Raw genomic sequence first — 25,352 nt, 5'->3', positions numbered from 1 at the left:
CATGGACAGTGCAGCCGCCCAGAAGAGTCCAGCCGGGTCGCAGTCGATGACGGCGCTGCTCACGCAGGCGCTGGGCGTGGCCGAGCGGTTCGGTCGCGGTGACCTGGTGAAGCGGCTCGATTCGGCCCGGACCCGGGTCCAGGACCCGCGGATGCGGATCGTGGTGGTCGGGCCGCTCAAGCAGGGCAAGAGCCAGTTCGTGAATTCCCTCCTCAATCTCACCGTGTGTTCGGTGGGTGACGACGAGACCACCGCGATTCCCACCGTCGTCCAGAACGCCGAGACCGCGTCGGCGGAACTCGTCCTCGCCGATCCAGGCGCCGACGCGATCCGTGTGCCCCTGCCTCTCGACGAGCTGAACGGCATCACCCCGGCCTCGCCGCGCGCCGGGGGCCGGGAGGTGCTGCGGGTCGAGGTCAGCGTCCCGAGCCCGCTTCTCGCCGACGGGCTGGTCCTCGTCGACACGCCCGGCGTCGGCGGTGCCGGCAACCCGCACGCCGCGAGCACACTCGGGCTGATCCCGGCGTCCGACGCCGTGTTCGTCCTGTCCGACGCCAGCCAGGAATTCACCGAACCGGAGCTCGGGTTCATCCGTCAGGTCACGAGCCTGTGCCCGTCGGTGGCGTGCCTGATCAGCAAGACCGATCTGTACCCGCACTGGCGCGACATCGTCGGGGCCGACCGCGCGCACCTCTCGCGGGCCGGTCTCGACGTTCCTCTGATCCCGATCTCGTCGGTGCTGCGCTCACACGCGCTGCGACTGCAGGACGAGGAACTCAACACCGAATCCGGTTTCGTCGAGCTGTACGCGTTTCTGCGCGACCGGGTGGTGGCCCGGGCCGAGGCGAACACCCGCCGGGCCGTGTCGCTGGACGTGTCGTCGGCGGCCGAGCACCTCACCCTGGGAATAGGCAGTGAGCTTGCCGCCCTGCGTGATCCGGCGAAGGGCGCCGCCGCGGTGGCCGAACTGCAGAAGGCGAAGGCCGCCGCCGAGGAACTTCACAAGAAGACGTCGCTGTGGCAGCAGACGCTCGGCGACGGCATCGCCGACCTCGCCGCCGACATCGACCACGACCTGCGGGACCGGTTGCGCCGCGTCACCCGGGAGGCGGAGGAAACCGTCGACGAGGGCGACCCCGGCAAGGACTGGGATGCGCTGGGGCAGTGGCTCGAGCAGGAGTTCGCCACTGCGATCGGCGACAACTTCGTCTGGGCGCACGACCGCGCCCTCTGGCTGGCGGAGGTCGTCGCGCAGCATTTCGCCGAGACGGGCGCCGTGGAACTGCCGCACCTCGATGTCGCGGACGTGGACGGGGTGCTCGAACCGGTGGCGTCGCTCGCCGACCTCGAGGCGGGCCGCATCGGCATCACCCAGAAGGTCCTCGTCGGTATGCGGGGGTCGTACGGTGGCGTGCTCATGTTCGGCCTGATCACCACCATGATGGGCATGGCCCTGGTCAATCCGATCTCGATCGGCGCCGGAGTCCTCCTCGGCACCAAGGCGTACCGGGAGGACCGGGAGAGCCGGATCCTGAAGCGGCGGGCGGAGGCGAAGACCGCGATCCGGCGTTTCGCCGACGACGCCAGCTTCCAGGTGGGCAAGGAGTCGAAGGATCGGCTCCGCTCGATCCAGCGACTCCTGCGCGACCATTTCACGGCGATCGCGGAGCAGGCGCTGCGCTCGATCAACGAGTCGCTGCGCGCGGCGCAGGAGGCGGCGAACCTCGAGTCCACCGAGCGGACCCGGCGGATCGCGCAGCTCGAGAAGGATCTGCACGTCGCGTCCGCACTGAAACAGCAAGCGGCGCAACTCGTCGAAGGTGACGCGGGAGCGGTCACGGCATGAGCGCCGCTCCGCTGCACGACGCCCGCGCGCTGATCGCGTCCGCCCGCCGGTTGTACGCGGGCAGTCCCGAGATCCGGGATCAGCTGACCGAATGTGCGCGTCGACTGGAACAGCCGTTGCGGGTGGCCCTGGCCGGTTCGCTGAAGGCGGGCAAGTCGACCCTGCTCAATTCCCTGGTGGGGCAGGATATCGCGCCCACCGACGCGACGGAGTGCACCCGGGTCGTCACCTGGTACCGCAGTGGCTCGACGCCCACCGTGACGGCCTGGTACCAGCCGGACCCGGGCACCGGCGCTCAGCGTTCCGCGAACGTCCCGGTGCTGCGCCGGGACGGGCATCTCACGTTCGACCTGGGTCACCTCACCGCCGATCAGGTGGACCGCCTGGACGTGGAGTGGCCGTCGTCCGCGCTCGCGCACACGACGATCATCGACACCCCCGGCACGTCCTCGCTGTCGCGGGACGTCTCGGCCCGCACGCTCGAGATGCTCACCCCCGACAACGAGGCGTCCGGCGCCGACGCGGTGGTCTACCTGCTGCGCACACTCAACGCGACCGACGTCCAGTTCCTCGGCCAGATCGGCGACCATGTCGGCGACGAGTCGGGGCCGCTCGGTGTGGTGGGTGTGGTGTCGCGGGCCGACGAGGTGGGGGCGGGCCGCCTGGACGCGATGATGTCCGCGAAGGAGGTGGCGTCCCGGTTCGCGGGCGAACTCGAACGGACCGGGCTGTGCCAGGCCGTCGTCCCCGTCGCGGGGCTGCTGGCGCTCGGTGCCCGCACGATGCGGCAGGCCGAGTTCACCGCGTTCCAGCATCTGGCCGAGGTCCCGGTGGACGATCTGAACCTGGCGATGCTGTCGGCAGACCGCTTCGCGCGGGAGGACAGCCCGCTGCCGGTGGACGCACGGATGCGGGCCCAGCTCGCAGACCGCTTCGGGCTCTTCGGGATTCGGATGGCCGTCACGCTGATCCGGTTGGGCACCAAGGACTCGCCGACGTTGGCGGCCGAGCTGGTGGAACGCAGCGGTCTCGACGAATTGCGCCAGGTGATCGACATCCAGTTCGGTCAGCGGGCCGATCAGTTGAAGACGCACTCGGCCCTCGTGGCACTCAAGCGGGTGCTCACGGCGCATCCCGTGCCGGGCGCGAGCGAGATCCTGCTGTCGGCCGAGCGGCTGCTCTCCGACGTGCACGGGTTCCAGGAGCTGCGGCTGCTCGGGCGGCTGCGGTCCACCGAGGTGGGACTGCCCGCCGACGACGTGGCCGAGTTGCAGCGCCTGATCGGCGGCTTCGGGATCCAGATCTGCGAACGACTCGGCACCGACGGCGACGACTCCGTCGAGTTGCAGCGGATGCGGGCCCTCGCCGCGGTCCGGAAGTGGCGCGAACGGGCCCGGCACCCGCTGCTCGACCAGTTCACGGCCCGGGCCTGCACCGTCGCCGCCCGCAGCGCGGAGGGTGTGCTGGAGGAGCTGAACACGGTCCGCCTGTAGCAGCGCGGTGTCAGGTCGCGGACACTCCGGTGATCTCACCCTCCCGGAACGCGTTCACGAACAGCTGGTGGTCCCTGCGGCTCACCTCGGCATATTTGATGCCGAATTCGACTATCTCGTCGACGAATTCGTCCAGCCTGCCGTCGAGGACACTGCGGACGGCGTCCTCGGTCTGAAACGTGACCAGCGTCTGATCGCTGTCCTCGTCGGAGACGCAGTGCGCCTTCGCCGTCGCCCGGCCGAGGTCCTCGAGCACCGGCGTGATGTCCTCCGGCTCGGTGAGATCGGACCAGTCCAGGTCCAGTTCGTACGGGGAGAGTTCGGCGACGACGAAACCGGTGCCGTCGATCTCCGTGTAGCCGAGCAGCGGGTCCGTGTGAACCTGCAGGGCCCGCTGACTCACCGCGGTGCGATGACCTTCGTGCTCGAAGTAATCGCGGACGGTGGGTTCGTCGACGATGCGACTCGGTGCGGCGACGTTGCCCTGTTTGAGGGAGAGCACGATGTCGTTCTCGAGGGCCTGCGTCGCCCCTTCGATGAGCACGTTGTACGCGGGCAGGCCGGCACTGCCGATCCCGAATCCCGTCCGCCCCACCACGTCCTTGATCCGGTAGAACACCGGCCGCGCGGAACGTTTGCTGCGCGGAATGCGCTCGACGTACGTCTCGACCGCCTCGCTCACGGTGGCGCGTTCCGCGTCGTCCAGTTCGCGGACGCCGCTGCCGCGCCGGAAGTGCCGATCGTAGTCCTCGAGCACCGTGACGGATTCGAGCAACTCCACCCGGGTCGCGAGGCGCGCGCTCAGCAGCAGGTCGTGAATCGCGCCGCGGGAATTGTCCAGGCCCAGCGCGAAGTCCTCGTCCCCGTCCTGCCGCGCGTAGTGGAGGACGTGGTCGACGTAGCTCCGCAGGTACGTGTCGGCCAGCGCCCGGACATCCTTCTCGGGGAGGGCCTTCTGCCAGCCCATCAGGGCGAGACTCGCGACGAAGCGACGAAGATCCCAGCTGAAGTGCCCGACGTACGCCTCGTCGAAATCGTTGACGTCGAAGACGAGGGTGCCCTCCGAGTTCATGTACGTGCCGAAATTCTCCAGGTGCAGATCGCCGTGAATCCACACCCGGCCGGTGCGCTCGTCCGCCCACGGATCGTCGAAGTCCCGCAGATCGTCGTAGAACAGGCAGGCGCTGCCGCGGTAGAAGGCGAACGGATCGGCGGCCATCTTCCGGAATTTCGTGCGAAACGCGCTCGGGTCCGCCTCCATCAGGTCGGCGAAGGTCTCGACGAGAACCTCCACGATCCGCCTCTTCCGCGCAGCATCGGTGTCGTCCACACCCGCCTCCTTCCCGCGGCAGACCCGCCGCCGCACGCCTCGTCAGGACCGCACCGAATCACGGTAGCGCTGTCGCCCGCCCAGCGACTGCTGATACGCCCAGGCGGCGGCGACGGTCTCGTCGAGATCGGTGTGCCGCGGGTGCCAGCCCAGTTCGGCCTGTACCCGTGCGCTCGACGCGACGAGGACCGCGGGATCGCCGGCGCGGCGCGGGGCGTCCCGGGTGGCGATGGTCCGGCCCGTCACGCGTTCGCAGGACGCGATCACCTCCCGCACGCTGAACCCGGTGCCGGTACCGAGGTTGTAGATGCGATGGGTGCCCGGCCGGGCCGACTCGAGCGCGAGGACGTGCGCCTCGGCCAGGTCGCGGATGTCGATGTAGTCGCGGACGGCGGTGCCGTCCGGGGTGGGCCAGTCGGTGCCGAACACCGAGATCTCGTCCCGTTGCCCGGCAGCGACCTGCAGCACCAGCGGGATCAGGTGCGTTTCGACGACGCGATTCTCGCCGAGCCCGGCGTATGCGCCCGCCACGTTGAAATAGCGCAGGCTGCACGCCGCCAGACCGTGCGCCGCCGCATACGACGTGATCGCGTGGTCGACCGCCAGTTTGGTGGCGCCGTACGGGTTGGTCGGCCGGGTGGGAGCATCCTCGGTGATCGGCACGGACTCGGGAGAACCGTACGTCGCCGCGGTGGAGGAGAACACCAGCCGGCCGGTGCCGGACGCGCGCATCGCCTCCAGCAGGGCGAGGGTCTCGACGACGTTCGCGTTCCAATACGTTTCCGGCGTGACCACCGACTCGCCCACGAGGGAGCGGGCGGCGAAATGCAGCACGCCGTCGAAGTCCCCGGCGCCGAGAACCCGCTCCGCTGAGCCCGCGATGTCGTCTTCCACGAATACCGCTTCCGCCGGCACCGCGTCGGCGTTGCCCGTCGACAGGTCGTCGACGATCACGACCGTGTGACCGCACTCGAGCAGCCGCTGGGCGCAGACGCTGCCCACGTAACCGGCGCCGCCGGTGACGAGAAGTTTCACTGTTCCCCTCCCCGGTCAGTCGCCGAGCCGGGCACCGGTGGTCGGGGAGAAGTAGTGCAGGCGGGCGGGGTCCGGAGCCAGCCGGATGACGTCGCCCTTGGCCGGGGAGGGGGAGTCGCTCACGCGCGCGACGATGTCGTGGCCGCCGAGTTCACCGTCGCGGACGATGCGCCCGTAGATGTAGGCGTCCGCGCCGAGCTCCTCCACCACGTCGACTTTCACCGTGGTGCCCTGGTCGGACACGGTCCAGGCCTCGGGGCGGATTCCGACGACCACCTGGGCGGTGTCGACGGCATTCAGTGCCGACCGCTCGATCGGCGCCGACAGCGAACCGATCCGGGCGGCGCCGTTCACCACATCGACCTCGAAGAGGTTCATGGCCGGTGATCCGATGAACCCGGCAACGAAACTGTTGACCGGCTTGTCGTACAGCGTCTTCGGGCTCGCGCACTGCTGCAGGATGCCCGCCTTCATGACGGCCACGCGGTCACCCATGGTCATGGCCTCGACCTGGTCGTGGGTGACGTACACGGTGGTGGTGCCCAGCCGGCGCTGCAACAGCGAGATCTGGGTGCGGGTCTGCACGCGGAGTTTCGCGTCGAGGTTGCTCAGCGGTTCGTCCATGAGGAACACCTGCGGGTTGCGGACGATGGCCCGCCCCATCGCGACCCGCTGGCGCTGCCCACCGGACAGGGCCTTGGGCTTGCGGTTCAGGTAGTCGCCGAGATCGAGGATCTTCGCGGCCTCCTCGACCCGGCGGCGGATCTCGCCCTTGTCCATGCCGGCGATCTCGAGCGCGAAGCCCATGTTCTTCGCGACCGTCATGTGCGGGTACAGGGCGTAGTTCTGGAACACCATCGCGATGTCGCGCTCTTTCGGCGCGAGTGCGGTGACGTCCTTCTCGCCGATGCGGATGGCGCCGTAGTCGACGTCCTCGAGACCGGCCAGCATCCGCAGCGACGTCGACTTGCCGCACCCGGACGGGCCGACGAGGACGAGGAATTCGCCGTCCTCGATGTCGAGGTTCAGTGAATCGACGGCCGGCACATCGGAACCGGGGTACATCTTGGTGGCTGCGTCGTACGTGACTCGTGCCATGGTGTTCTCCTGGTCGTGGAAGGGATCTCAGAGTCGGTGTGCCGAGCCCGACGGCTCGGCGGACAGGAACTGTGGTGTGGGGAGGGTGGCGGATTCGGCCCGGCGGACGACGTTCTCGGCGACGGCGTCGACCCGGTCGGCGGGCACGAGGGCGATCGCGGAGCCGCCGAAACCGCCCCCGGTCATCCGCGCACCCCAGGCGCCTGCCGCCAGCGCCGCGTCGACGGCGGAGTCGAGTTCGACGGAACTGACCTCGTAGTCGTCGCGCAACGACGCGTGCGAACGGTTCAGGGCGTCGCCGATGTCGGCGATCCGGCCGCGGTCGAGGAGGCCGGCGACCTCGGTGACACGACGGATCTCGGTGAGCACGTGCCGGGCCCGGGCCGCGGCGGGGGAACCGAGCGCCGCGACGGCGGCATCGGGGTCGGGGACGTCGCGCAGGGTGGCGACGCCGAGGTCGGCGCACGCCTTCTCGACGGCGGCGCGCCGGTTGCCGTACTGGCCGTCGACCAGCCGGTGCGGTGCGTTGGTGTCGATGACCACCAGCCGCGCGCCCGCGGAGTCGAAGTCGAGCGGGACCTGGCGGGTCGCGCCGTCCCGGCAGTCGAGGAGTACCGCGTGGCCGGGGCGGGCGAGCATCGCGACCGACTGGTCCATGCCGCCGGTGGACGCGCCGGCGATCTCGTTCTCCGCGAGGATGGACGCGGCGATCAGCGGCCGGCGGCCGGCGTGGTCGGTGGGCAGTCCGGCGAGGTCGGCGACGGCGAGCGCGAACGCGCACTCGAGGGCGGCGGAACTCGACAGTCCGGATCCGACCGGGACCGTCGAATGCACTGCCACGTCGAAACCCGTTTCCGCCGGAAGATGCCCGGACCGGCGCAGCGCCCACACGACCCCGGCGACGTAGGCGGCCCAGCCGGCCGGGTGGCCGGGGGCGACGTCCGCGAGCGGGCCCTGCCAGGACTCGTCGGTGTGCGTGGACACGGCGTGCAGGATTCCGTCGCCGCGCACCCGCACGGCCACCACGGTCACGTAGGGGAGAGCGAACGGCAGCACCAGCCCGCCGGCGTAGTCGACGTGCTCACCGATGAGGTTGACCCGGCCGGGCGCGGCCCAGACGCCGTCCGCGGCGCCGCCGAACGTGCCGCGGAACAACGCCTCCGCGGTGCCGGCGACCACGCGGACGTCGACGGGCTCGACCCAATGCGCCGCACTCACGACGCCACCTCCCGCAGGCGGTCGGCGATGCGCTCGGGGGTGGTGTCGTTGACCCACGCGCCCATCCCGGATTCGGATCCGGCGAGGTACTTCATCCGGCCGGGGGACCGCATCATCGAGAACAGCTGCAGGTGCAGGCGTCCGAGCGGGCGGTCCTCGCCGACGGGCGCCTGGTGCCAGGCGGCGATGTAGGGCACGGCGTCGACGCCGTCGAAGAAGCGGTCGACCCGGTGCAGCAGTTCGAGGTAGACGTGGGCGAGTTCGTCGCGTTCGTCCTCGTCCAGTTCGGTGAGGTCACGGACGTCGCGGTGCGGTGCGAGGTGCACCTCCAGCGGCCAGCGCGAGGCCGCGGGAACGTACGCGGTCCAGTGCCCGGCCGTCAGGACCACTCGCCTGCCGGATCGGCGTTCGGCGTCGAGGACGTCGGCGAGCAGCAGTCGGCCGGTGCTCTCGAAGTGCTCGCGGGACCGCCGGATCAGTGCGTCCGTGCGCGGCGGCAGGTACGGGTAGGCGTAGATCTGCCCGTGCGGGTGGGTGAGGGTGACGCCGATTTCCTTGCCCCGGTTCTCGAAGCAGAACACCTGCCGGATTCCCGGCAGTGCCGACAGTTCGGCGGTGCGGTCGGCCCAGACGTCGACGACGGTGCGGACCCGGTCGACACTCAGGGAGGAGAACGCGGCGTCCGGGTCGCTGGTGAAGCACACCACCTCGCACCTGCCCGCGCCCGGTGCCAACGGCCACAACGCTTCTCCGTCGACGCAGTCGGGGAGATCCTGCTCGGCGGCGGCCGTCGCCAGCGAGGGGAAGCGGTTCTCGAACACCACCACGTCGTAGTCGTCGGCCGGAATCTCGGTGGGCGCCTTGCCCGGACGGCTCGGGGCGAGTGGCGACGCGTCCGGCGGCGGCAGGAACGTGCGGTCCATCCGCTGAGCGGCGATGACCACCCACTCCCCGGTGAGGACGTCGAAGCGCATCTGCGACTGCGACACCGCAGGCGGCAGCGGACGGGAATCCACCAGTTCGCGGGTCGCGTCCCCCGACACGTACGGCTCGGAGTCGTCGAAGTAGAGGAGTTCGCGGCCGTCCGCGAGGGTGGTTCGGGTCTTGCGCATCCGGAGCCGGGGGACGGCCTCCCGCGCATCCTGATCGTCACGCACGGTCATCGACGAGTCCTTCCCGGTTTTCCCGTGTCACTACGAGGTCGCCGACGTGATCGGCGAGAGCTTCCTGGGCGGCGCGCTCGAGCCCGGCGTCGGTGATGAGGATGTCGACGTCGGACAGGGGGATCGTGTTCGCCAGCGCGGTCACACCCCACTTCGTGTGGTCGGCGAGCACCACGACCCGCCGCGACGACGCGACGAGCGCCTGATTGGTCTGTGCTTCCATGAGATTGGGGCAGGTCAGTCCCGACTCGATCCCCATGCCGTGCGTGCCGAGGAACAGCATGTCCACGTGGATCCCGCGCAGGGCGGCCACCGTGAGCGGCCCGACCAGGGCGAACGACGGGGTCCGCTGCCCGCCGGTGAGGAGGACCGTCTGATCGTCGCGGCCGCCCTCGTGGAACGCGTCGGCGACGGGCAGCGAGTTGGTGACGACGGTGATGTCGGGGACGTCGAGCAGTTCCCGGGCCAGTGCGTGCGTGGTCGTGCCGCCGGAGATGCCCACCGACGTGCCCGGACGCACCAGCCGGGCGGCGGCGCGGGCGATGGCCCGCTTGGCCTCGCGGTCGAGTTCGGACTTCGCCGAGAACCCCGGTTCGTGCACGCTCGCCGACCGCGGCAGCGTGACCCCGCCGTGCACCCGCTCGACGAGACCCTGCTCGACGAGTTCGTTGATGTCGCGCCGGATGGTCATGTCGGAGACCCCGAGCGTCGCGCCGAGATCGACCACTTTCACCGCGCCGTGGGCGGTGACCTCGTCGAGGATCACCTGCTGGCGCTGTCGAGCGAGCATCATGCGTCCGCCTTCCGGGTCCGGGCGCCGGTGCCGGCGCCGTGTTCGCGAATCACAGCACAGTTGCCCGGTTCCAGCGTGAGGGGACCGTCGACGACCCGTTCGGTCACGAGGTCGGTGCCGGACACCTCGACGGTCACCTTGTCGTTCGTGTGGTTGAGGACGAACAGCCACGACCCGTGCTCGCCCCGCCTGCGGACGATCTCGACGTCGGAGTGCTGCCCCGCGTGGAGGTCGAGACCGGCTGCGGTGCAGATCGTCTCGGCGATGCTCGTCCAGCCGCGCGCATCGGGGACGGTGGCGACGTACCACGCGGCGCCGTCGCCGACGGGGCGCCGGGTGAAAGCGGGCACACCCTGCAGGTGCCCCTCGGTGTGGCGGGCGAGGACGTCCACGTCGTCGGCCACCGTCAGGTACTCGGACCAGATGCGGGCCGCGGTGCCGTCGTCGAGCGGGGCGGTCTCGTCGGCGCCGAGCGGGAAGAACTCCTCGACGCGGACGCCGAGCAGGTCGCGGAACGCCCCGGGATAGCCGCCGAGTCGGACGTGGTCGTCGCGGTCGGCGATGCCGGAGAACGCGGTGACGAGCACCTGGGCACCCGCGCGGGCCGCGGCCTCGATTCGCGCGGCGGCGTCGTCGCTGCACAGGTAGAGGGCGGGGACCACCACCACGGCGTACGTGCCGAGGTCGGCGTCCGGCGGGATCACGTCGCACGTGACCCCGGAGAAGGCCCGGTGGGCGCGTTCGGCGATCGTCATGGGCTGCATCAGCCGGGAGGGGTGGCCGTCCTGCTCGCACGCCCACTGCGATTCCCAGTCGAACAGCACACCCACCGGCGCCTCGACACGACTGCCGGCCACCGGTTCGAGACGGCGCAGCACGGCGCCGAGTTGGACGACCTCCCGCCATCGGGCGGAGTCGGTGCCCGCGTGCGGAACCAGGGCGGAGTGGAACTTCTCGGCGCCGGCCTGCGAGGCGCGGAACTGGAAGAAGGCGATGCCGTCCGCTCCGCGGGCGACGTGGGCGAGGGAGTTGCGCAGCATCTCTCCGGGAGTCTTCGCCCGGTTGACCGGCTGCCAGTTGACGGCGCTGGTCGAATGTTCCATCAGCAGCCACGGCCGTGAGCCGGCGATGCCGCGGGTGAGGTCGGCGGAGAACGACAGCCGGTGGTGGGCCGCGCCGTCGCCCGTCGCGGACCCCACCAGGTAGTGGTCGGTGGACACCAGATCCTGCTCGGGCGCCCACTGCGCGTAGTTCATGTCGCCGGCGAGCGACTGCGGCGAGCCCATGCCGACCATGAAGTTCGTCGTCACCGGAACGTCGGGGGTGATGCGCCGCAACACCTCCCGCTCGGCGAGGTACTGGTCGAGGAGGGCGTCCGAGCAGAACCGGCGCCAGTCCAGCAGATGCGTGGGGTTGCCGAACGTCGTGCTCGCGGACGGTGGCACCACCTCGTCCCAGTCGCCGTAGTGCTGGCTCCAGAACGTCGTGCCCCACGCCCGGTTGAGTTCGGTGAGGTCGCCGTAGCGCCGCTGCAGCCACCGCCGGAACGCCCGCGCGCTGTCGGGGGAGTAGCAGCGCGAGTTGTGGCAGCCGAGTTCGTTCGACACGTGCCAGAGCGCGAGTGCCGGGTGGTCGCCGTAGCGGGTGGCCATCTTCTCGACGAGGACGAGGGAGTGCTCGCGGTAGATCGGGGAACTCGGGCTCCACGTCTGCCTGCTGCCGATCTCGTACCGGTAGCCGCGCTCGTCCACGGGCCGGATCTCGGGATGCGCGGCCGTGAGCCACGGGGGCGGGGACGCGGTGGCCGTCGCCAGGTCGACGCGGACGCCGCCGTCGTGCAGGAGGTCGAGGACGCGGTCGAGCCAGCCGAAGTCCCAGGTTCCGGGGGTGGGCTGCAGCCGGGCCCAGGAGAACACGCCGACCGTCGCGAAGTCGACACCCGCCTCGCGCATGAGTTCGACGTCGCGCCGCCAGACCTCTTCCGGCCACTGCTCGGGGTTGTAGTCACCGCCGAAGGAAATGCCCCGGGTCGGCCACCTCAGGTGCCGCCCGCCGGAGTCGCTCGCTGTGTGCATGCTCACAATCTGTCCGATCCCCGATCAAAAGTCAACACGAATGAACATTTTTGTACTTTCCCAGGTGAAGGCACGTCCGTCCGGTTGACAAGCCCCGGTGTGGCGTGATTTTGTAACGTGCATCACGTCAGGGCGTGAGACGACAGCACCGAGATGTGATCGAAGTTGTTCGATTTCGATCAGGTGGTGAGCGACTCCGCCCTCCCGGTACTCAATCGAAAAGGGCACCATGAACCGAAACGAGCTGCCGCACACGTGGCAACCCTCCCGGCGCACCTTTCTCAAGGCCGCGCTCGGCGCCGCGGGCGCCCTGTCGACGGCGGGCCTGCTGTCCGGCTGCACGAGCGGTGTCGACCCCCATGTGATCACCCTCGGATCGCGGCTGTCGGACAAGAACGCGAAACTCGGCGTCAAGGACGTCGTCGGGATGTTCCAGCAGCAGACCGGTGGCACCGTGCGGATCAACTCCGTCGACTCCACGTCGTTCCAGGAGAACGTCAACAACTACCTGCAGGGCACCCCGGACGACGTCTTCACCTGGATGTCGGGGTACCGCATGAAGTACTTCGCGGACAAGGGCCTCGTCGACGACGTCAGCTCGGTGTGGCAGTCACACGGAGGCGGCTTCAGCGACAGCTTCCGTGAGGCGTCCACCGGAACCGACGGCAGGCAGTACCTGATCCCGTTCTTCTACTACCCGTGGGCCGTGTTCTACCGTCCCAGCGTCTGGCGGGAGCGCGGCTACGCGCCGCCTAAGACGTTCGACGACTGGGTGGCCCTGTCGAAGCGCATGCAGGCGGACGGGCTCACCCCGATCGGATTCGGGGTCCGCGACGGCTGGTCGCCGTTCGGCACGTTCGACTACCTCGATCTGCGCCTCAACGGAGTCGACTTCCACCGTTCCCTCCTGGCCGGCGACGTGAGCTGGACCGACAATCGAGTCCGGTCGGTGTTCGACACCTGGCGGGAGATTCTCCCGTTCCACCAGCCGCAGCCACTGGGCCGCAAGATGTCCGAGGCGCAGCAGGCCCTCCTCAACAAGGAGGTCGGGATGCTGGTGGCCGGCATGTTCGTCGCGCAGAGCTTCCCCGCAGGCCCGGACCGGGACGATCTGGACTTCTTCCCCTTTCCCGAAATCGACTCCGCCGTCGGTACTTCGGCGGTCGAGGCGCCCATGGACGGCTTCATGATGCGCAAGGACCCGCGGAACCTCGCCGGGGCGCAGCAGTTCCTCTCCTTCCTCACGGGCGCCGACGCCGCGGTCGCCTATGCGAAGCAGGACCCCCAGGCGATCCCGGCTCACCGCGACGCGGATCTGTCGGGTTTTCCTCCTCTCGTGCAGAAGTCGGCCGCACTCGTGCAGGGCGCGGGATCCATCACCCAGTTCCTCGACCGGGACACCCGGCCCGATTTCGCGTCCGTCGTGATGATTCCGGCGATGCAGCAGTTCCTGGGCAATCCGAACGACGTGGACGGCCTGGTCCGCAGCATCGAGCGACAGAAGGCGGCGGTGTTCGGCCAATGAGCGCACACGAGAAGACAACGACCATCCCCGCTGTCCCGACAGGTCAGGTGAATTCATGACCAGCACAGTTCCTCCCCGGGCCGGAACCGAGACCCGGGCCCCGGCGCCGAAGATCCGGCGCAGCCGGGGCGACCGGTGGACCATCGCCGTGATGCTCGGGCTGCCCGCCGCGATCGTCATCGGGCTGGTGTGGATTCCCACCGTGTTCACGGTGATCCTGTCGTTCGCCCGCTGGGACGGCATCGGCGGCACGTCCACCATCGAATGGATCGGCACGCAGAACTACGTCGACGCCGTCCAGGCGTACCCGCCGTTCCAGCAGGCGCTCCACAACAACGTCCTCTGGCTGGCGTTCCTGTTCGTCTTCCCGACCGTGCTCGGCATCTTCCTCGCCGTGCTGCTCGACCGGGGCCTCAAAGGGAGCCGTCTGTACCAGAGCATCTTCTACATCCCCGTGGTGTTGTCGATGGCGCTGGTCGGGTTCGTGTGGCAGTTGATCTACTCCACCGACGGCGGCGTCCTCAACACCATCCTCGGCGCGGACGTCGACTGGCTCGGCAACCCCGACGTCAACATCTGGGCCGTCATGGTCGCCGCCAGCTGGCGGCACACCGGCTACATCATGCTGCTGTACTTGGCAGGCCTGAAGGCCATCGACCCGTCGGTGCGCGAGGCGGCACTCATGGACGGAGCGGGCCCGATCCGCACGTTCTTCCGCATCGTGTTCCCTCTGATGAAGCCCACCAACCTGTTGATCATCGTCATCACCGTCATCGAGGCCCTGCGTGCCTTCGACCTCGTGTGGGTGATCAACAAGGGCCGCAACGGACTCGAACTCATCTCCGCCCTCGTCACCGCCAACGTCGTCGGTGAAGCGGGCCGGGTCGGATTCGGTTCGGCCCTGGCGACGATCATGCTCGTGATCTCGCTGGTGTTCATTGCCCTCTATCTCTGGATCGTGATGCGGAGCGACGACTGATGACCATGACGACACCCCTCGCCGACCACAGTGCGCCCGTCGAACGGCCCGGGCCCCGCAACAAGGCCGCGGTGGCCAACCGGCGCCGGCTGAGTACCGCGCACGCGGCGATGTACTTCCTGCTCACCACGCTGGCGTTGCTGTGGATCTTCCCACTCCTGTGGGCCCTCTACAATTCGTTCCGCGACTACGATTACGTCCTCACGCACGGCTACCTGTCGGTCGGCGGATTCACGCTCAGCAATTACACCGAGTCGTGGCAGGTCGGCGGAATCCCGCACTACTTCTTCAATTCGATGCTGATCACCATCCCGGCGGTGCTGCTGATCCTGTTCATCGGGTCGATGGCCGCGTTCGTGCTGGCCCGGTTCCCGTGGAAGTTCAACGTGATCATGCTGGCGGTGTTCATCGCGGGCAATCTGCTGCCGCAGCAGACGCTGCTGACGCCGCTGTTCCGGCTGTACAACGCAATTCCGTTGCCGTACTGGATGAGTTCGTCGGGTTCGCTGTACGACAGCTACTGGGGTCTGATCCTGGTGCACGTGGCATTCCAGACCGGATTCTGCGTGTTCGTGCTCAGCAATTACATGAAGACGGTTCCCCCCGAGCTGCTCGAGGCGGCCACCGTCGACGGAGCGGGGTTGTTCCGCCAGTACTGGCAGGTGGTCCTCCCGCTGTGCCGTCCGGCGCTGGCCGCGCTCGCGACGCTCATGATCACCTGGATCTACAACGACTTCTTCTGGGCGCTGGCACTCATGGTCAGCGGCGACAAGCTGCCGGTCACCACCGCTCTGCAGAATCTGCAGGGCAGCTTCTTCACCGACACCAACCTGCTGGCCGCCGGATCGGTTCTCGTCGCACTGCCGACGGTGCTCGTATTCGTGGCGCTGCAAAGGCATTTCGTTTCCGGACTGACGATGGGAGCCAACAAGTGAGTGCGATGGTTTCACCGCACGCGTACGTTCATCTGACCTCGGCGGGTGTGTCCGTCGTCCTCGACGTCACCGACGGCAGGTTGCCGGCGATCGTCCACTGGGGGGCGGCGCTCGGCGAGCTGACCGTTGCCGACGTCGAGGCTCTGGCGCAGGCGAACATCGAGCCCCTCGCGGGCAACGTGGTCGACCTCCCGGTGCGGCTGTCGATCCTCCCCGAACATCACACGGGGTGGGTGGGCAAGCCCGGCATCGCCGGTCACCGCGACGGCGCCGACTGGTCGCCGCTGTTCACCACCGACTCCCTCACGGTCGACGGAACCGAGCACCGGCCGTCCGCGGACGCGGAACTCGTCTCGGCCGGTCCGGGCACCGTCCGGGTCACCGCGCGCGATGCGGTCGCCGATCTCGGTCTCGCCCTCGACATCGAGTTGCTGCCGAGCGGCCTCCTGCGGGCGCGGGCCGAGGTCACCAACTCGGGTGATTCGTTCTACGTCCTCGATCACCTCCAGCTCGCGTTCCCGGTTCCGCCGCAGGCCCGTGAGATTCTCGACTTCGCCGGGCGATGGGGGAAGGAACGCGTCCCGCAGCGCAGCGAACTCACCGTCGGCGTCCACGAGCGGGAAGGACGGAAGGGCCGCACCGGCCCGGACGCGGCCACCGTGTTGTCCGTCGGCGTGCCCGGTTTCGGCTTCGCCCGCGGCGAGGTGTGGGGCACCCATGTCGCGTTCAGCGGCAACCACCGCCACTACGCCGAGCGCCTCTTCACCGGTTTCCAGGTGGTCGGCGGCGGCGAACTCCTCCTACCCGGCGAGGTCCGGCTGGCGGACGGCGAGAGCTACGGCACGCCCTGGATCTACGGCGCCTACGGCGACGGCCTCGACGCCCAGGCGCGTCGCTTCCACGACTACCTCCGTGCGCGCCCCACACACCCGCGGCGCGCCCGCCCGGTGACGATCAACGTGTGGGAGGCCGTCTACTTCGATCACGACCTGGCACGGTTGACGGACCTGGCGGATCGAGCGGCGAAGCTCGGCGTCGAGCGGTATGTCCTCGACGACGGCTGGTTCCGGCACCGGCGCAACGACCTGGCCGGGCTGGGGGACTGGCATGTGGACGAAACGGTGTGGCCGAACGGTCTGCACCCGATCATCGATCACGTGCGTTCCCTCGGCATGGAATTCGGCCTGTGGTTCGAACCGGAGATGATCAACCTCGATTCCGACCTCGCGCGGGAGCATCCCGAGTGGGTCATGGCGACCGGCGGGCGGACGCCGGTGCCGTCCCGGAACCAGCAGGTACTGAATCTGGGGATCCCCGAGGCGTACGACCACATCCTGGGGCGGATGTCCGCGATTCTCGCGGAGTACGACATCGCCTACATCAAGTGGGACCACAACCGCGACCTGATCGACGCCGGCACCGCACCGCACGGGCGCGCCGGCGTGCACGACCAGACTCTCGCGACCTACCGGCTGATGGACGAACTGAAGCACCGTTTCCCCGGGCTGGAGATCGAATCCTGCTCGTCGGGCGGGGCCCGGGTGGATCTCGGCATTCTCGAACGCACCGACCGCGTGTGGGTGTCCGACTGCATCGATCCGCTCGAGCGCCAGCAGATGAACCGGTGGACGATGCAGCTGCTTCCGCCCGAACTGCTCGGCTCGCACATCGCATCCGGGACCTCCCACACGACGGGCCGGTACCACCGGCTGTCGTTCCGGGCGGGCACGGCACTCTACGGTCACCTCGGGATCGAGTGGGATCTGGCCACCGCCACCGACGAGGAGAACGCGGAGCTCGCCGTGTGGATCGACCTGCACAAGCGGCACCGCGAGCTCCTGCACACCGGAACGATGGTGCGCGCCGACGAGATCGACCCCACCCTCCAGGTCTACGGCGCCGTCGCGGACGACCGTTCGGAGGCGTTGTTCTTCCTCGCCTACCTCGGGCGTTCCGAGGTGTCTCCGCGGGGCCGGTTCACCCTGCCCGGGCTCGACCCCGACCGGCGCTACCGGGTTCGGCCCGTGTTCGCCGGTCAACCGGACGAGGGCCTGAAACCGCCGGCGTGGTTCAACGTTCCGCCGCAGGGACAGCCGACCGTCACCACCCCGCCCGGCGGCGGACGATCCGACGGACTGTCCGCGGGGAGCGACGTTCCCGGCGTCGTGCTGACGGGCCGGGCCCTCGCGGCGGCGGGTCTGCAGACGCCCGCGTCGTTCCCCGACGACGTCGTCGTGCTCTCCGTCACAGAGGAGGCGTAGCCGCGGAATTCGGTCCCGGCTCCGGGGTGGGCGACACCCACCCTGGGGTCGGTGGCCGATGTCGCAGCCGGGAGGCACGATAGTTCTCACCAGTCGGCGAAAGGTTGACCCGCAGGAGGTACGTCAACACCCCAGACCGCCACTGCCGAGACGAAAACGCCTCACCGGAACCCGGACCCGGTGAGGCGTTTTCGTTTGTTCCGGTCAGAACTCCATGCCGGCGTCGGCTCCCATCTGCAGGGTGGTGTTTCCGCCGTCGAGCGATTCCCGGATGATGTCGGCGTGACCGGAGTGGTGGCCGGTCTCCCGGATGATGTGGAGCAGGGTGCGGCGGATCGTCCACCACTGCCGCTCGGGTGCCCAGGGTGCCGTCGGCAGGGGGATCAGCACGTCGAGGTCGTCGAGGCCGGCGAGCGCGGTCTCCGTCGCGCGGGCCACCTCGGCGTACTCCGCCAGCAGCCCCTCGAGCGTCTCGTCGTCGCGCATGTAGTACTTCTCCATCGCCCACTCCATGTCGAACTCCGCGTTCTCGTCGGGTTCGAGAATGGTTTCCACCCAATGCTTTTCCGTGTGCAGAACGTGCTTGATCAGCCCGCCGAGCGTCAGGTCGCTGACGGTGGAGCGTTGCCGTGCCTGTGCGTCGTCGATGCCGCGGACGGTGATCAACAGGGTGGCACGCTGCTCCTGCAGGATCTGGAGGATGTCGGCGCGCTCACCGGTGGCCGTGGACTGCTCGGACTGCTTGGAAGTGGTCATGAGAAGAACGATAGAAGCGATTGAGGTCAGAAACGGTCCTTATTAGAAAGGCCATTCCTCGGCGTTTCTCGCGGGTCGGAGTTGGGTGCCTTCCCGGATGTGCCGAAAGCGCCCGCCGCCTCGCCCGATGTGACATCCGTTCAGTCCGATTGCACCGGTGTGACATCGGGCGGCGGTGGGAGGCCGCGCCAGGTCACGCAGTGCGTCATGTGCGGTGGGCGATCGTCGAATCTCGGCGACTCCGGTGCAGCCACGCGGACACGCCGGGGGCGAACAGGGCAAGTACACCCACCGCGACCAGGGCGCTGTAGGCGAGCGGCGCCCACTGCAGCACACCCGCGGTCGCGTCGCCGGCGTCGGACAGCAGGGTCCACAGGCCCACCCCGCCGGCGACGCTGAGGGCACCGACGACGGCGAGGGTGATCTGGCCCGCCGGCTTGCGGGCGCGCAGGAGCTGGATCCCGATCAGTCCGAGGAGGATCAGGACGACCGCGATGGCGCCGCAGCCGATCAGCGTGAGATTCACCGTGTCGGTGATGTCGGCCGCGGAGTCGCCGGGGTTGTCCGCGGCCACCGACGCCTCGAGGGCGTCGCGCACCGCGCCGAGGTCGAGGGCGATGGCCCCGGCGATCCCGGCGAGGACGACGAACGACCCCACCCACGCGGACAGTGACACCGTGACGGCCTTCGGGGTCGCATCGGTCGGGGCGGCGCGCAGCGGGGTGACCGCGAACTCCGGACGCGGCGGTACGGGTCGCGGCGGTGCCGGCCGGCCTGGCGGCTGTTCGGGTGTCGTCACGCTGCGATCCTATCGAGCGACCGACCCCCGGCGGGCAGACCCGCGCAGGGCCGTGTCCGAAGAAAAGTTCGGGCGCCGGGAACAAATCTCCGCACCCCTCCGTTGAGCCTTACGACAAGATTGAGCGTGCAAGACTCAAGTTCGAATTGACTCCAGACGGTGTCGGAGTGCAAACTTGAGCGGAGGGCGCTCATCAAGCGCCAACATCGCAGTTCAGTCATGAAAAGCCTGCCCACAGGACTGCAAAACGAAAGTGAGGAACACTATGGCTCGTGCCGTCGGTATCGACCTCGGTACAACGAACTCGGTCGTGTCTGTGCTGGAAGGCGGCGAGCCCGTAGTGGTCGCCAACGCCGAAGGCTCACGCACCACCCCGTCGATCGTCGCCTTCGCCAAGAACGGTGAGGTGCTGGTCGGCCAGCCCGCGAAGAACCAGGCGGTCACCAACGTCGACCGCACCATCCGCTCCGTCAAGCGCCACATCGGCACCGACTGGAACGTGGAGATCGACGGCAAGAAGTACACGCCGCAGGAGATCAGCGCGCGCACGCTCATGAAGCTGAAGCGCGACGCCGAGGCATACCTGGGTGAGGACATCACGGACGCCGTGATCACCGTCCCCGCGTACTTCGAGGACGCGCAGCGTCAGGCCACCAAGGAAGCCGGCCAGATCGCCGGCCTCAACGTCCTGCGCATCGTCAACGAGCCCACCGCGGCCGCGCTCGCCTACGGCCTCGACAAGGGCGACAAGGAACAGACCATCCTGGTCTTCGACCTCGGTGGCGGCACGTTCGACGTCTCGCTGCTCGAAATCGGCGACGGCGTCGTCGAGGTTCGCGCCACGTCCGGCGACAACCACCTCGGTGGTGACGACTGGGACGAGCGCATCGTCACGTGGCTCGTCGACAAGTTCAAGGCTCAGAACGGCATCGATCTGACCAAGGACAAGATGGCCCTGCAGCGTCTCCGTGAGGCTGCGGAGAAGGCCAAGATCGAACTGAGCTCCTCGCAGAGCACGTCGATCAACCTGCCCTACATCACCGTGGACGCGGACAAGAACCCGCTGTTCCTCGACGAGCAGCTGTCCCGCAGCGAGTTCCAGAAGATCACGTCCGATCTCCTCGACCGCACCCGCGCGCCGTTCCAGGCCGTCATCAAGGACAGCGGCATCGCCGTCAAGGACATCGACCACGTCGTGCTCGTCGGTGGTTCCACCCGTATGCCCGCCGTCTCCGACCTGGTGCGCGAGCTGACCGGTGGCCGCGAGCCCAACAAGGGCGTCAACCCGGACGAGGTCGTCGCCGTCGGCGCCGCCCTGCAGGCCGGCGTCCTCAAGGGCGAGGTCAAGGACGTGCTGCTCCTCGACGTCACCCCGCTGTCCCTCGGCATCGAGACCAAGGGTGGCGTGATGACCAAGCTCATCGAGCGCAACACCACCATCCCGACCAAGCGGTCCGAGACCTTCACCACGGCCGACGACAACCAGCCGTCGGTGCAGATCCAGGTGTTCCAGGGTGAGCGCGAGATCGCCTCGCACAACAAGCTCCTCGGCTCGTTCGAGCTGGCCGACCTGCCGCCCGCCCCGCGTGGTGTGCCGCAGATCGAGGTCACGTTCGACATCGACGCCAACGGCATCGTGCACGTGACCGCGAAGGACAAGGGCACGGGCAAGGAGAACACGATCAAGATCCAGGACGGCTCCGGTCTGTCCAAGGAAGAGATCGAGCGGATGGTCAAGGACGCCGAGGCGCACGCCGAGGAAGACAAGGCCCGCCGTGAGGAGGCCGAGGTCCGCAACCAGGCCGAGTCGCTGGTGCACCAGACCGAGAAGTTCATCAAGGACAGCGAGGACAAGGTCCCGGCTGACGTCAAGGAGAAGGTCGAGGCGGCCATCAAGGAAGCCAACGCCGCTCTCGCCGGCACCGACATCGCGGCCGTCAAGGCTGCGGTCGAGAAGCTGGCCACCGAGTCGCAGGCCCTCGGCCAGGCGATCTACGAGGCCAGTGCCGCGGAAGAGGCCGCCAACACCGACGGTTCCGGCGCAAGCGGTGCCGACGACGTCGTCGACGCCGAGGTCGTGGACGAGCCGTCCGACTCGGAGAAGAAGTGACGTCCGACAACACCGAGCAGGAACCGGTCACTTTCGTGGACAAGCGGAAGATCGACCCCGAGACCGGTCAGACGCGGGACGCGGAGCCGGTAGTGGAGTCCCTCGCGGGCGCCGCTGCCGCTCCGCAGCCCGACTCGGTGGACGAAGGGACGCAGCCGGAGACGGCGGCACCGGAGACGGACGAGTTGGCGGAACGTACCGCGGACCTGCAGCGACTGCAGGCCGAGTACGCCAACTACCGTCGCCGCGTCCAGCGCGACAAGCAGTCCGACATCGCGAACGCCAAGGCGTCCGTCGTCGGTGAGCTCATCGCGGTGCTGGACGACCTCGACCGTGCACGCAGCCACGGCGACCTCGATTCGGGGCCGCTGAAGAGTGTGGCGGACAAGCTCACCGGCACCCTCACCTCGCTCGGCCTGAGCGAGTTCGGTGCCGAGGGCGACGCATTCGATCCGGCGCTGCACGAGGCAGTGCAGCACGAGGGCGAGGGTTCCGACCCCGTTCTCGGCACGGTGATGCGAAAGGGCTACAAATTCGGTGATCGCGTCCTGCGGCATGCGATGGTAGCTGTGATCGATCGCACCGGCGATGCCGATGCGAACACCTCCGACGAGGCGGCGACGTCCGCCCGGTCGGAACAAGAGTAAGAGCGAGAGGAGGAGACGCCCAGTGAGCCAGCGGGAGTGGATCGAAAAGGACTTCTACAAGGAGCTGGGCGTCTCGTCCCACGCGTCCGCGGACGAGATCAAGAAGGCGTATCGCAAGCTCGCCCGCGACCTCCATCCCGACGCGAACCCCGGCGACGCCAAGGCCGAGGAGCGGTTCAAGTCCGTCAGCGAAGCCCACGCCGTGCTGTCCGATCCTGCCAAGCGCAAGGAGTACGACGAGGCCCGGCGCCTGTTCGCCAGCGGTGGGTTCGGTCAGGGCGGCGGCGGATTCAACCCGGGAGCCGGCGGTTTCGGTCAGGGCGGATTCGACATCAACGACCTGTTCGGTGGTGGCGGAGCGGCGGCCGGTGACGGCGGTATCGGCGACATCTTCGGCGGCCTGTTCAATCGCGGTGCCGCCGGCGGCGGCGCGACCCGCACCACCAACCGTCCCCGGCGTGGAAGCGACGTCGAGACGGAGACCACACTCGAGTTCCGCGAGGCCACGCTGGGAGTCACGGTTCCGCTGCGGTTGACCAGCCCGTCACCGTGCACCACGTGCCACGGCAGCGGGGCGAAGCCGGGCACCAGCCCGCGGGTGTGCCCGCGCTGCAACGGAACCGGAATCGTCAGCCGGAACCAGGGCGCGTTCGGGTTCAGTGAGCCGTGCGACGACTGCCGCGGCACCGGCTCCATCATCGACTCCCCGTGCGAGGTCTGCCACGGCAACGGAGTCACCAACCGCACCCGTACCATCACCGTCCGCGTCCCCGCGGGTGTCAGCGACGGACAGAAGATCCGGCTGGCCGGGCAGGGTGAGGCCGGTCTGCGCGGCGCGCCGTCCGGCGACCTGTTCGTGACGGTCCGGGTGAAGCCCGACAAGGTGTTCGGGCGCAACGGCGACGACCTCACCCTCGTGGTCCCCGTCAGTTACGGTGAGCTCGTGCTCGGAACCACCGTCTCCGTCCCCACCCTGGAGGGGCGGGTCGGCGTGAAGATTCCGGCGGGCACGGCCGACGGCCGGATCCTGCGCGTGCGGGGACGAGGCGTCCCCAAACGCGCCGGCGGCGCCGGTGACCTGCTGGTCACCGTCAAGGTCGCGGTTCCGCAGAAGCTAGACGACCCGGCCACCGAAGCACTGAAGACCTATCTGGAAGCAGAGAAGGCCAGCGGATTCGATCCCAGGGCCGGGTGGGCAGGTGCCTGATGAGCGACACGACCCAGGATCCACGCGAAACCGCCGTTGATCCGGACGCCCAGATCTTCGTGATCTCGGTGGCCGCGGAACTCGCCGGCATGCACGCCCAGACTCTGCGCAACTATGACCGGCTCGGTCTCGTCACCCCGCACCGCACGTCCGGTGGCGGGCGGCGGTACTCGCCGCGGGATGTGGCACTGCTCCGCGAGGTGCAACGCCTCTCCCAGGACGAGGGGGTCAACCTCGCCGGGATCAAGCGGATCATCGAACTGACCAACCAGGTGGAGGCCCTGCAACATCGGGTTCGTGAGCTCGCGGAGGAGATCTCGAAGGTCCACGCCGGTTACCGGCGCGACCTCGTGCCGATTCCGCGGAGCAACGCGCTCGTCGTGTGGAAGCCGCGACACCAGCGCTGATCCGCGCCGGGAAAAGACGAACCGATGTCGCACTGGTCCTGTCCGAGTGAACCAGTGCGACATCGGGCCCCGGCCCCACCCAGGCTTATCGGTCGCGGCTACCCCAGCGGGGCCCGCGGCGGGTGCGCGTGCGCGGAATGTCCATTACCTCGAGACGCGCCTTGATCTCTTCGGTGGTCCAGAGTGCGCGGGAGAGGGTGGGTGTGGGGGTGTCGGTGACGTTCGTGAACATGTCTTCTGTCTTTCTTCGAGGGTTCGGTGGATGGTCGGGTGTGCCGATCAGGGCTGTCCGTACAGGTGGTAGCCGGCGTTCATGTTCGGGTAGCCCGAGTCGATCCAGCTGCTGATGCCGTAGCCGTGGCCGAAGTCGGCGTCCACACGGGTGCCGTCCAGGTCGGTGGTGTTGATGTAGTTGTCGGCGCGGAACACGGCCTGGGCGCCGCCTGCGAGTGAATAGGTGGCGTCGACCTCGACGCCGTTCGGGTCGGTGGAGTAGGCCTTCACGATCTCGCTGCTGTGCGGGGCGAGGTAGTCCGACGGCGCCTGGATCCACTGACCGTAAGGGTTCGACCACCCCGCCAGAACCATCGGCAGGTCGGTGTCGTTGCTGATCGTCATCGCGATCGTGGGACCCGACGTCGGCATCGTGCCGGCGTTGGCGACTCCGGCGGCGGCGATCGCGAATCCGGTGACGGCCACGGCGGTGGCGGGCAGTGCGACGAAGAGTGCGACGCGGCGGCGGACGTGAGTGCGCATGATGGCTTCTCCTGAGTTCGGGAACGTCGGGGTTCTGACGCTTCTGTGGGGTGGAACGTCTGGGGCCGTGGGGGTTTCGGTTTCCGATCTCCCCGCTTTCCGGTGTGCATCAACTATGTCGCGAATGCGCGTTGCCGTCTGTCCGCCGACAGGACCGAGGCGGGGATGAATCCGGTGTCCCCCGATCGGGGGACAGGGCTCGGCGAAGTGCTCCGCGCGGGCCCGGTCTCGTGAGAAAGTGAGCAATGGACTTCGCCGGGGTCGACACGCATCGGACCGCGCCGTGAGCGCCGTGCGTGTGGTGGTGGGCGACGACCACCCGATCTTCCGGGACGGCGTCGTCCGTGCCCTCGTCGCGAGTGGCGACATCGAAGTGGTCGGCGAGGCCGACGACGGCGCGGCGGCGCTGGCCCTGATCCGCGAACTCGGTCCCGACGTCGCCCTGCTCGACTACCGGATGCCCGAACTGGACGGTGCGCAGGTCGCCGCGGCCGTGCGACAGTCCGAACTCGCCACGCGGGTACTGCTGCTGTCGGCGCACGACGAGTCCGCGATCGTCTACCACGCACTGCAGGAGGGGGCCGCGGGGTTCCTGCCGAAGGAGTCGACGCGGGCCGAGATCGTGAAGGCCGTCCTGGACTGCGCCCAGGGCCGGGACGTCCTGCCCGCCTCCCTCGCCGTCGGGCTAGCGGGAGAGGTGCGCCGCCGCCGTGAACCGGCGGGCCCGGTGCTGAGCGGCCGGGAGAAGGAAGTGCTGGCGCTCATCGCGCGCGGCCAGAGCATTCCCACGATCGCCGGCGAACTGTACCTTGCCCCGTCGACGGTGAAGACCCACGTGCAGCGCCTCTACGAGAAACTCGGGGTGAGCGACCGCGCCGCAGCCGTGGCCGAGGCGATGCGCCGCGGTCTGCTGGAGTGA

Annotated in this window: 22 protein-coding genes; 11 read left to right on the top strand and 11 right to left on the bottom strand. The window is 68.7% G+C overall.

Annotation, left to right across the window (positions count from 1 at the left end; genetic code table 11):
* Position 1 precedes the first annotated feature (1 nt).
* Together ACFTWF_RS20560 and ACFTWF_RS20555 are read left to right on the top strand one after the other, a co-directional pair.
* Positions 2 to 1,846: a dynamin family protein gene (locus tag ACFTWF_RS20560; protein ID WP_378463019.1), complete on the top strand. Its 1,845-nt coding sequence runs from the start codon at positions 2 to 4 to the stop codon at positions 1,844 to 1,846.
* On the top strand, positions 1,843 to 3,339 hold the full coding sequence (locus ACFTWF_RS20555) for a dynamin family protein (RefSeq protein ID WP_378463018.1): 1,497 nt from the start codon (positions 1,843 to 1,845) through the stop codon (positions 3,337 to 3,339). The genes ACFTWF_RS20560 and ACFTWF_RS20555 overlap by 4 nt, the downstream gene beginning before the upstream one ends.
* A gap of 10 nt (positions 3,340 to 3,349) precedes the next feature.
* On the opposite strand, the gene ACFTWF_RS20550 is transcribed toward ACFTWF_RS20555, so the two are convergent.
* The 7 genes from ACFTWF_RS20550 to ACFTWF_RS20520 form a co-directional block, all read right to left on the bottom strand.
* Positions 3,350 to 4,600, bottom strand: a complete 1,251-nt coding sequence (locus ACFTWF_RS20550; RefSeq protein WP_378463113.1) for a DUF2252 domain-containing protein — start codon at positions 4,598 to 4,600, stop codon at positions 3,350 to 3,352.
* A 111-nt stretch (positions 4,601 to 4,711) separates the two neighbouring features.
* Positions 4,712 to 5,704 (bottom strand): UDP-glucose 4-epimerase GalE, encoded by a 993-nt coding sequence (gene galE / locus ACFTWF_RS20545; RefSeq protein WP_378463017.1) that lies wholly within the window; start codon positions 5,702 to 5,704, stop codon positions 4,712 to 4,714.
* Positions 5,705 to 5,719: 15 nt separating this feature from the next.
* Positions 5,720 to 6,802 (bottom strand): ABC transporter ATP-binding protein, encoded by a 1,083-nt coding sequence (locus ACFTWF_RS20540; RefSeq protein WP_378463016.1) that lies wholly within the window; start codon positions 6,800 to 6,802, stop codon positions 5,720 to 5,722.
* A gap of 27 nt (positions 6,803 to 6,829) precedes the next feature.
* Positions 6,830 to 8,020: a galactokinase gene (gene galK, locus ACFTWF_RS20535; protein WP_378463015.1), complete on the bottom strand. Its 1,191-nt coding sequence runs from the start codon at positions 8,018 to 8,020 to the stop codon at positions 6,830 to 6,832.
* Positions 8,017 to 9,183, bottom strand: coding sequence for a galactose-1-phosphate uridylyltransferase (gene galT / locus ACFTWF_RS20530; protein ID WP_378463014.1), 1,167 nt, complete (start codon positions 9,181 to 9,183; stop codon positions 8,017 to 8,019). The genes galK and galT overlap by 4 nt, the downstream gene beginning before the upstream one ends.
* Complete coding sequence (locus ACFTWF_RS20525) at positions 9,170 to 9,976, bottom strand: DeoR/GlpR family DNA-binding transcription regulator (RefSeq protein ID WP_378463013.1); 807 nt, start codon at positions 9,974 to 9,976, stop codon at positions 9,170 to 9,172. Before ACFTWF_RS20525 ends, galT begins: the two co-directional genes overlap by 14 nt.
* Positions 9,973 to 12,051, bottom strand: coding sequence for a beta-galactosidase (locus ACFTWF_RS20520; RefSeq protein WP_378463012.1), 2,079 nt, complete (start codon positions 12,049 to 12,051; stop codon positions 9,973 to 9,975). The genes ACFTWF_RS20525 and ACFTWF_RS20520 overlap by 4 nt, the downstream gene beginning before the upstream one ends.
* A gap of 229 nt (positions 12,052 to 12,280) precedes the next feature.
* Here ACFTWF_RS20520 and ACFTWF_RS20515 point away from each other — a divergent pair, with 229 nt between their 5' ends.
* From ACFTWF_RS20515 to ACFTWF_RS20500, 4 genes are read left to right on the top strand one after another with little or no spacing between them, the layout of a single operon-like run.
* On the top strand, positions 12,281 to 13,576 hold the full coding sequence (locus tag ACFTWF_RS20515) for an ABC transporter substrate-binding protein (RefSeq protein ID WP_378463011.1): 1,296 nt from the start codon (positions 12,281 to 12,283) through the stop codon (positions 13,574 to 13,576).
* Positions 13,577 to 13,631: 55 nt separating this feature from the next.
* Entirely contained in the window at positions 13,632 to 14,555 is a 924-nt protein-coding gene (locus tag ACFTWF_RS20510; protein ID WP_378463010.1) for a carbohydrate ABC transporter permease, read from the top strand.
* Positions 14,555 to 15,490: a carbohydrate ABC transporter permease gene (locus ACFTWF_RS20505; RefSeq protein ID WP_378463009.1), complete on the top strand. Its 936-nt coding sequence runs from the start codon at positions 14,555 to 14,557 to the stop codon at positions 15,488 to 15,490. The genes ACFTWF_RS20510 and ACFTWF_RS20505 overlap by 1 nt, the downstream gene beginning before the upstream one ends.
* 5 nt (positions 15,491 to 15,495) lie before the next feature.
* On the top strand, positions 15,496 to 17,751 hold the full coding sequence (locus tag ACFTWF_RS20500) for an alpha-galactosidase (RefSeq protein ID WP_378463112.1): 2,256 nt from the start codon (positions 15,496 to 15,498) through the stop codon (positions 17,749 to 17,751).
* Positions 17,752 to 17,955: 204 nt separating this feature from the next.
* Here ACFTWF_RS20500 and ACFTWF_RS20495 read toward each other — a convergent pair whose 3' ends face one another.
* Both ACFTWF_RS20495 and ACFTWF_RS20490 read right to left on the bottom strand, forming a co-directional pair.
* Positions 17,956 to 18,507: a DinB family protein gene (locus ACFTWF_RS20495; RefSeq protein WP_378463008.1), complete on the bottom strand. Its 552-nt coding sequence runs from the start codon at positions 18,505 to 18,507 to the stop codon at positions 17,956 to 17,958.
* Positions 18,508 to 18,712: 205 nt separating this feature from the next.
* Positions 18,713 to 19,306: a hypothetical protein gene (locus ACFTWF_RS20490; RefSeq protein WP_378463007.1), complete on the bottom strand. Its 594-nt coding sequence runs from the start codon at positions 19,304 to 19,306 to the stop codon at positions 18,713 to 18,715.
* A gap of 265 nt (positions 19,307 to 19,571) precedes the next feature.
* Between ACFTWF_RS20490 and dnaK the strand changes: the two genes are divergently transcribed.
* The 4 genes from dnaK to ACFTWF_RS20470 are packed head-to-tail and all read left to right on the top strand — an operon-like array spanning position 19,572 to position 23,677.
* Positions 19,572 to 21,416 (top strand): molecular chaperone DnaK, encoded by a 1,845-nt coding sequence (gene dnaK, locus ACFTWF_RS20485; protein WP_378463006.1) that lies wholly within the window; start codon positions 19,572 to 19,574, stop codon positions 21,414 to 21,416.
* Positions 21,413 to 22,063 (top strand): nucleotide exchange factor GrpE, encoded by a 651-nt coding sequence (grpE, locus tag ACFTWF_RS20480; RefSeq protein WP_378463005.1) that lies wholly within the window; start codon positions 21,413 to 21,415, stop codon positions 22,061 to 22,063. The genes dnaK and grpE overlap by 4 nt, the downstream gene beginning before the upstream one ends.
* A gap of 22 nt (positions 22,064 to 22,085) precedes the next feature.
* The gene (gene dnaJ / locus ACFTWF_RS20475; RefSeq protein ID WP_378463004.1) at positions 22,086 to 23,270 is read left to right on the top strand and encodes a molecular chaperone DnaJ; all 1,185 of its coding nucleotides are present in this window, start codon (positions 22,086 to 22,088) and stop codon (positions 23,268 to 23,270) included.
* On the top strand, positions 23,270 to 23,677 hold the full coding sequence (locus tag ACFTWF_RS20470; RefSeq protein ID WP_185728222.1) for a heat shock protein transcriptional repressor HspR: 408 nt from the start codon (positions 23,270 to 23,272) through the stop codon (positions 23,675 to 23,677). Before dnaJ ends, ACFTWF_RS20470 begins: the two co-directional genes overlap by 1 nt.
* A gap of 85 nt (positions 23,678 to 23,762) precedes the next feature.
* Here the strand turns inward: ACFTWF_RS20470 and ACFTWF_RS20465 are convergent, their stop codons facing one another.
* Both ACFTWF_RS20465 and ACFTWF_RS20460 read right to left on the bottom strand, forming a co-directional pair.
* A complete protein-coding gene (locus ACFTWF_RS20465) occupies positions 23,763 to 23,909 on the bottom strand; it encodes a hypothetical protein (RefSeq protein ID WP_378463003.1) in 147 nt (48 codons plus the stop codon).
* Positions 23,910 to 23,956: 47 nt separating this feature from the next.
* Positions 23,957 to 24,433, bottom strand: coding sequence for a hypothetical protein (locus ACFTWF_RS20460; RefSeq protein ID WP_378463002.1), 477 nt, complete (start codon positions 24,431 to 24,433; stop codon positions 23,957 to 23,959).
* A gap of 283 nt (positions 24,434 to 24,716) precedes the next feature.
* On the opposite strand from ACFTWF_RS20460, the gene ACFTWF_RS20455 reads away from it, so the two are divergent.
* On the top strand, positions 24,717 to 25,352 hold the full coding sequence (locus ACFTWF_RS20455; protein ID WP_378463001.1) for a response regulator: 636 nt from the start codon (positions 24,717 to 24,719) through the stop codon (positions 25,350 to 25,352).

The sequence above is a fragment of the Rhodococcus sp. NPDC056960 genome (assembly GCF_042674125.1).
Lineage (GTDB): Bacteria > Actinomycetota > Actinomycetes > Mycobacteriales > Mycobacteriaceae > Rhodococcus_F.
The sequence above is the reverse complement of the archived record's forward strand: the minus strand, read 5'-3'. Positions and strand labels throughout refer to the sequence as shown.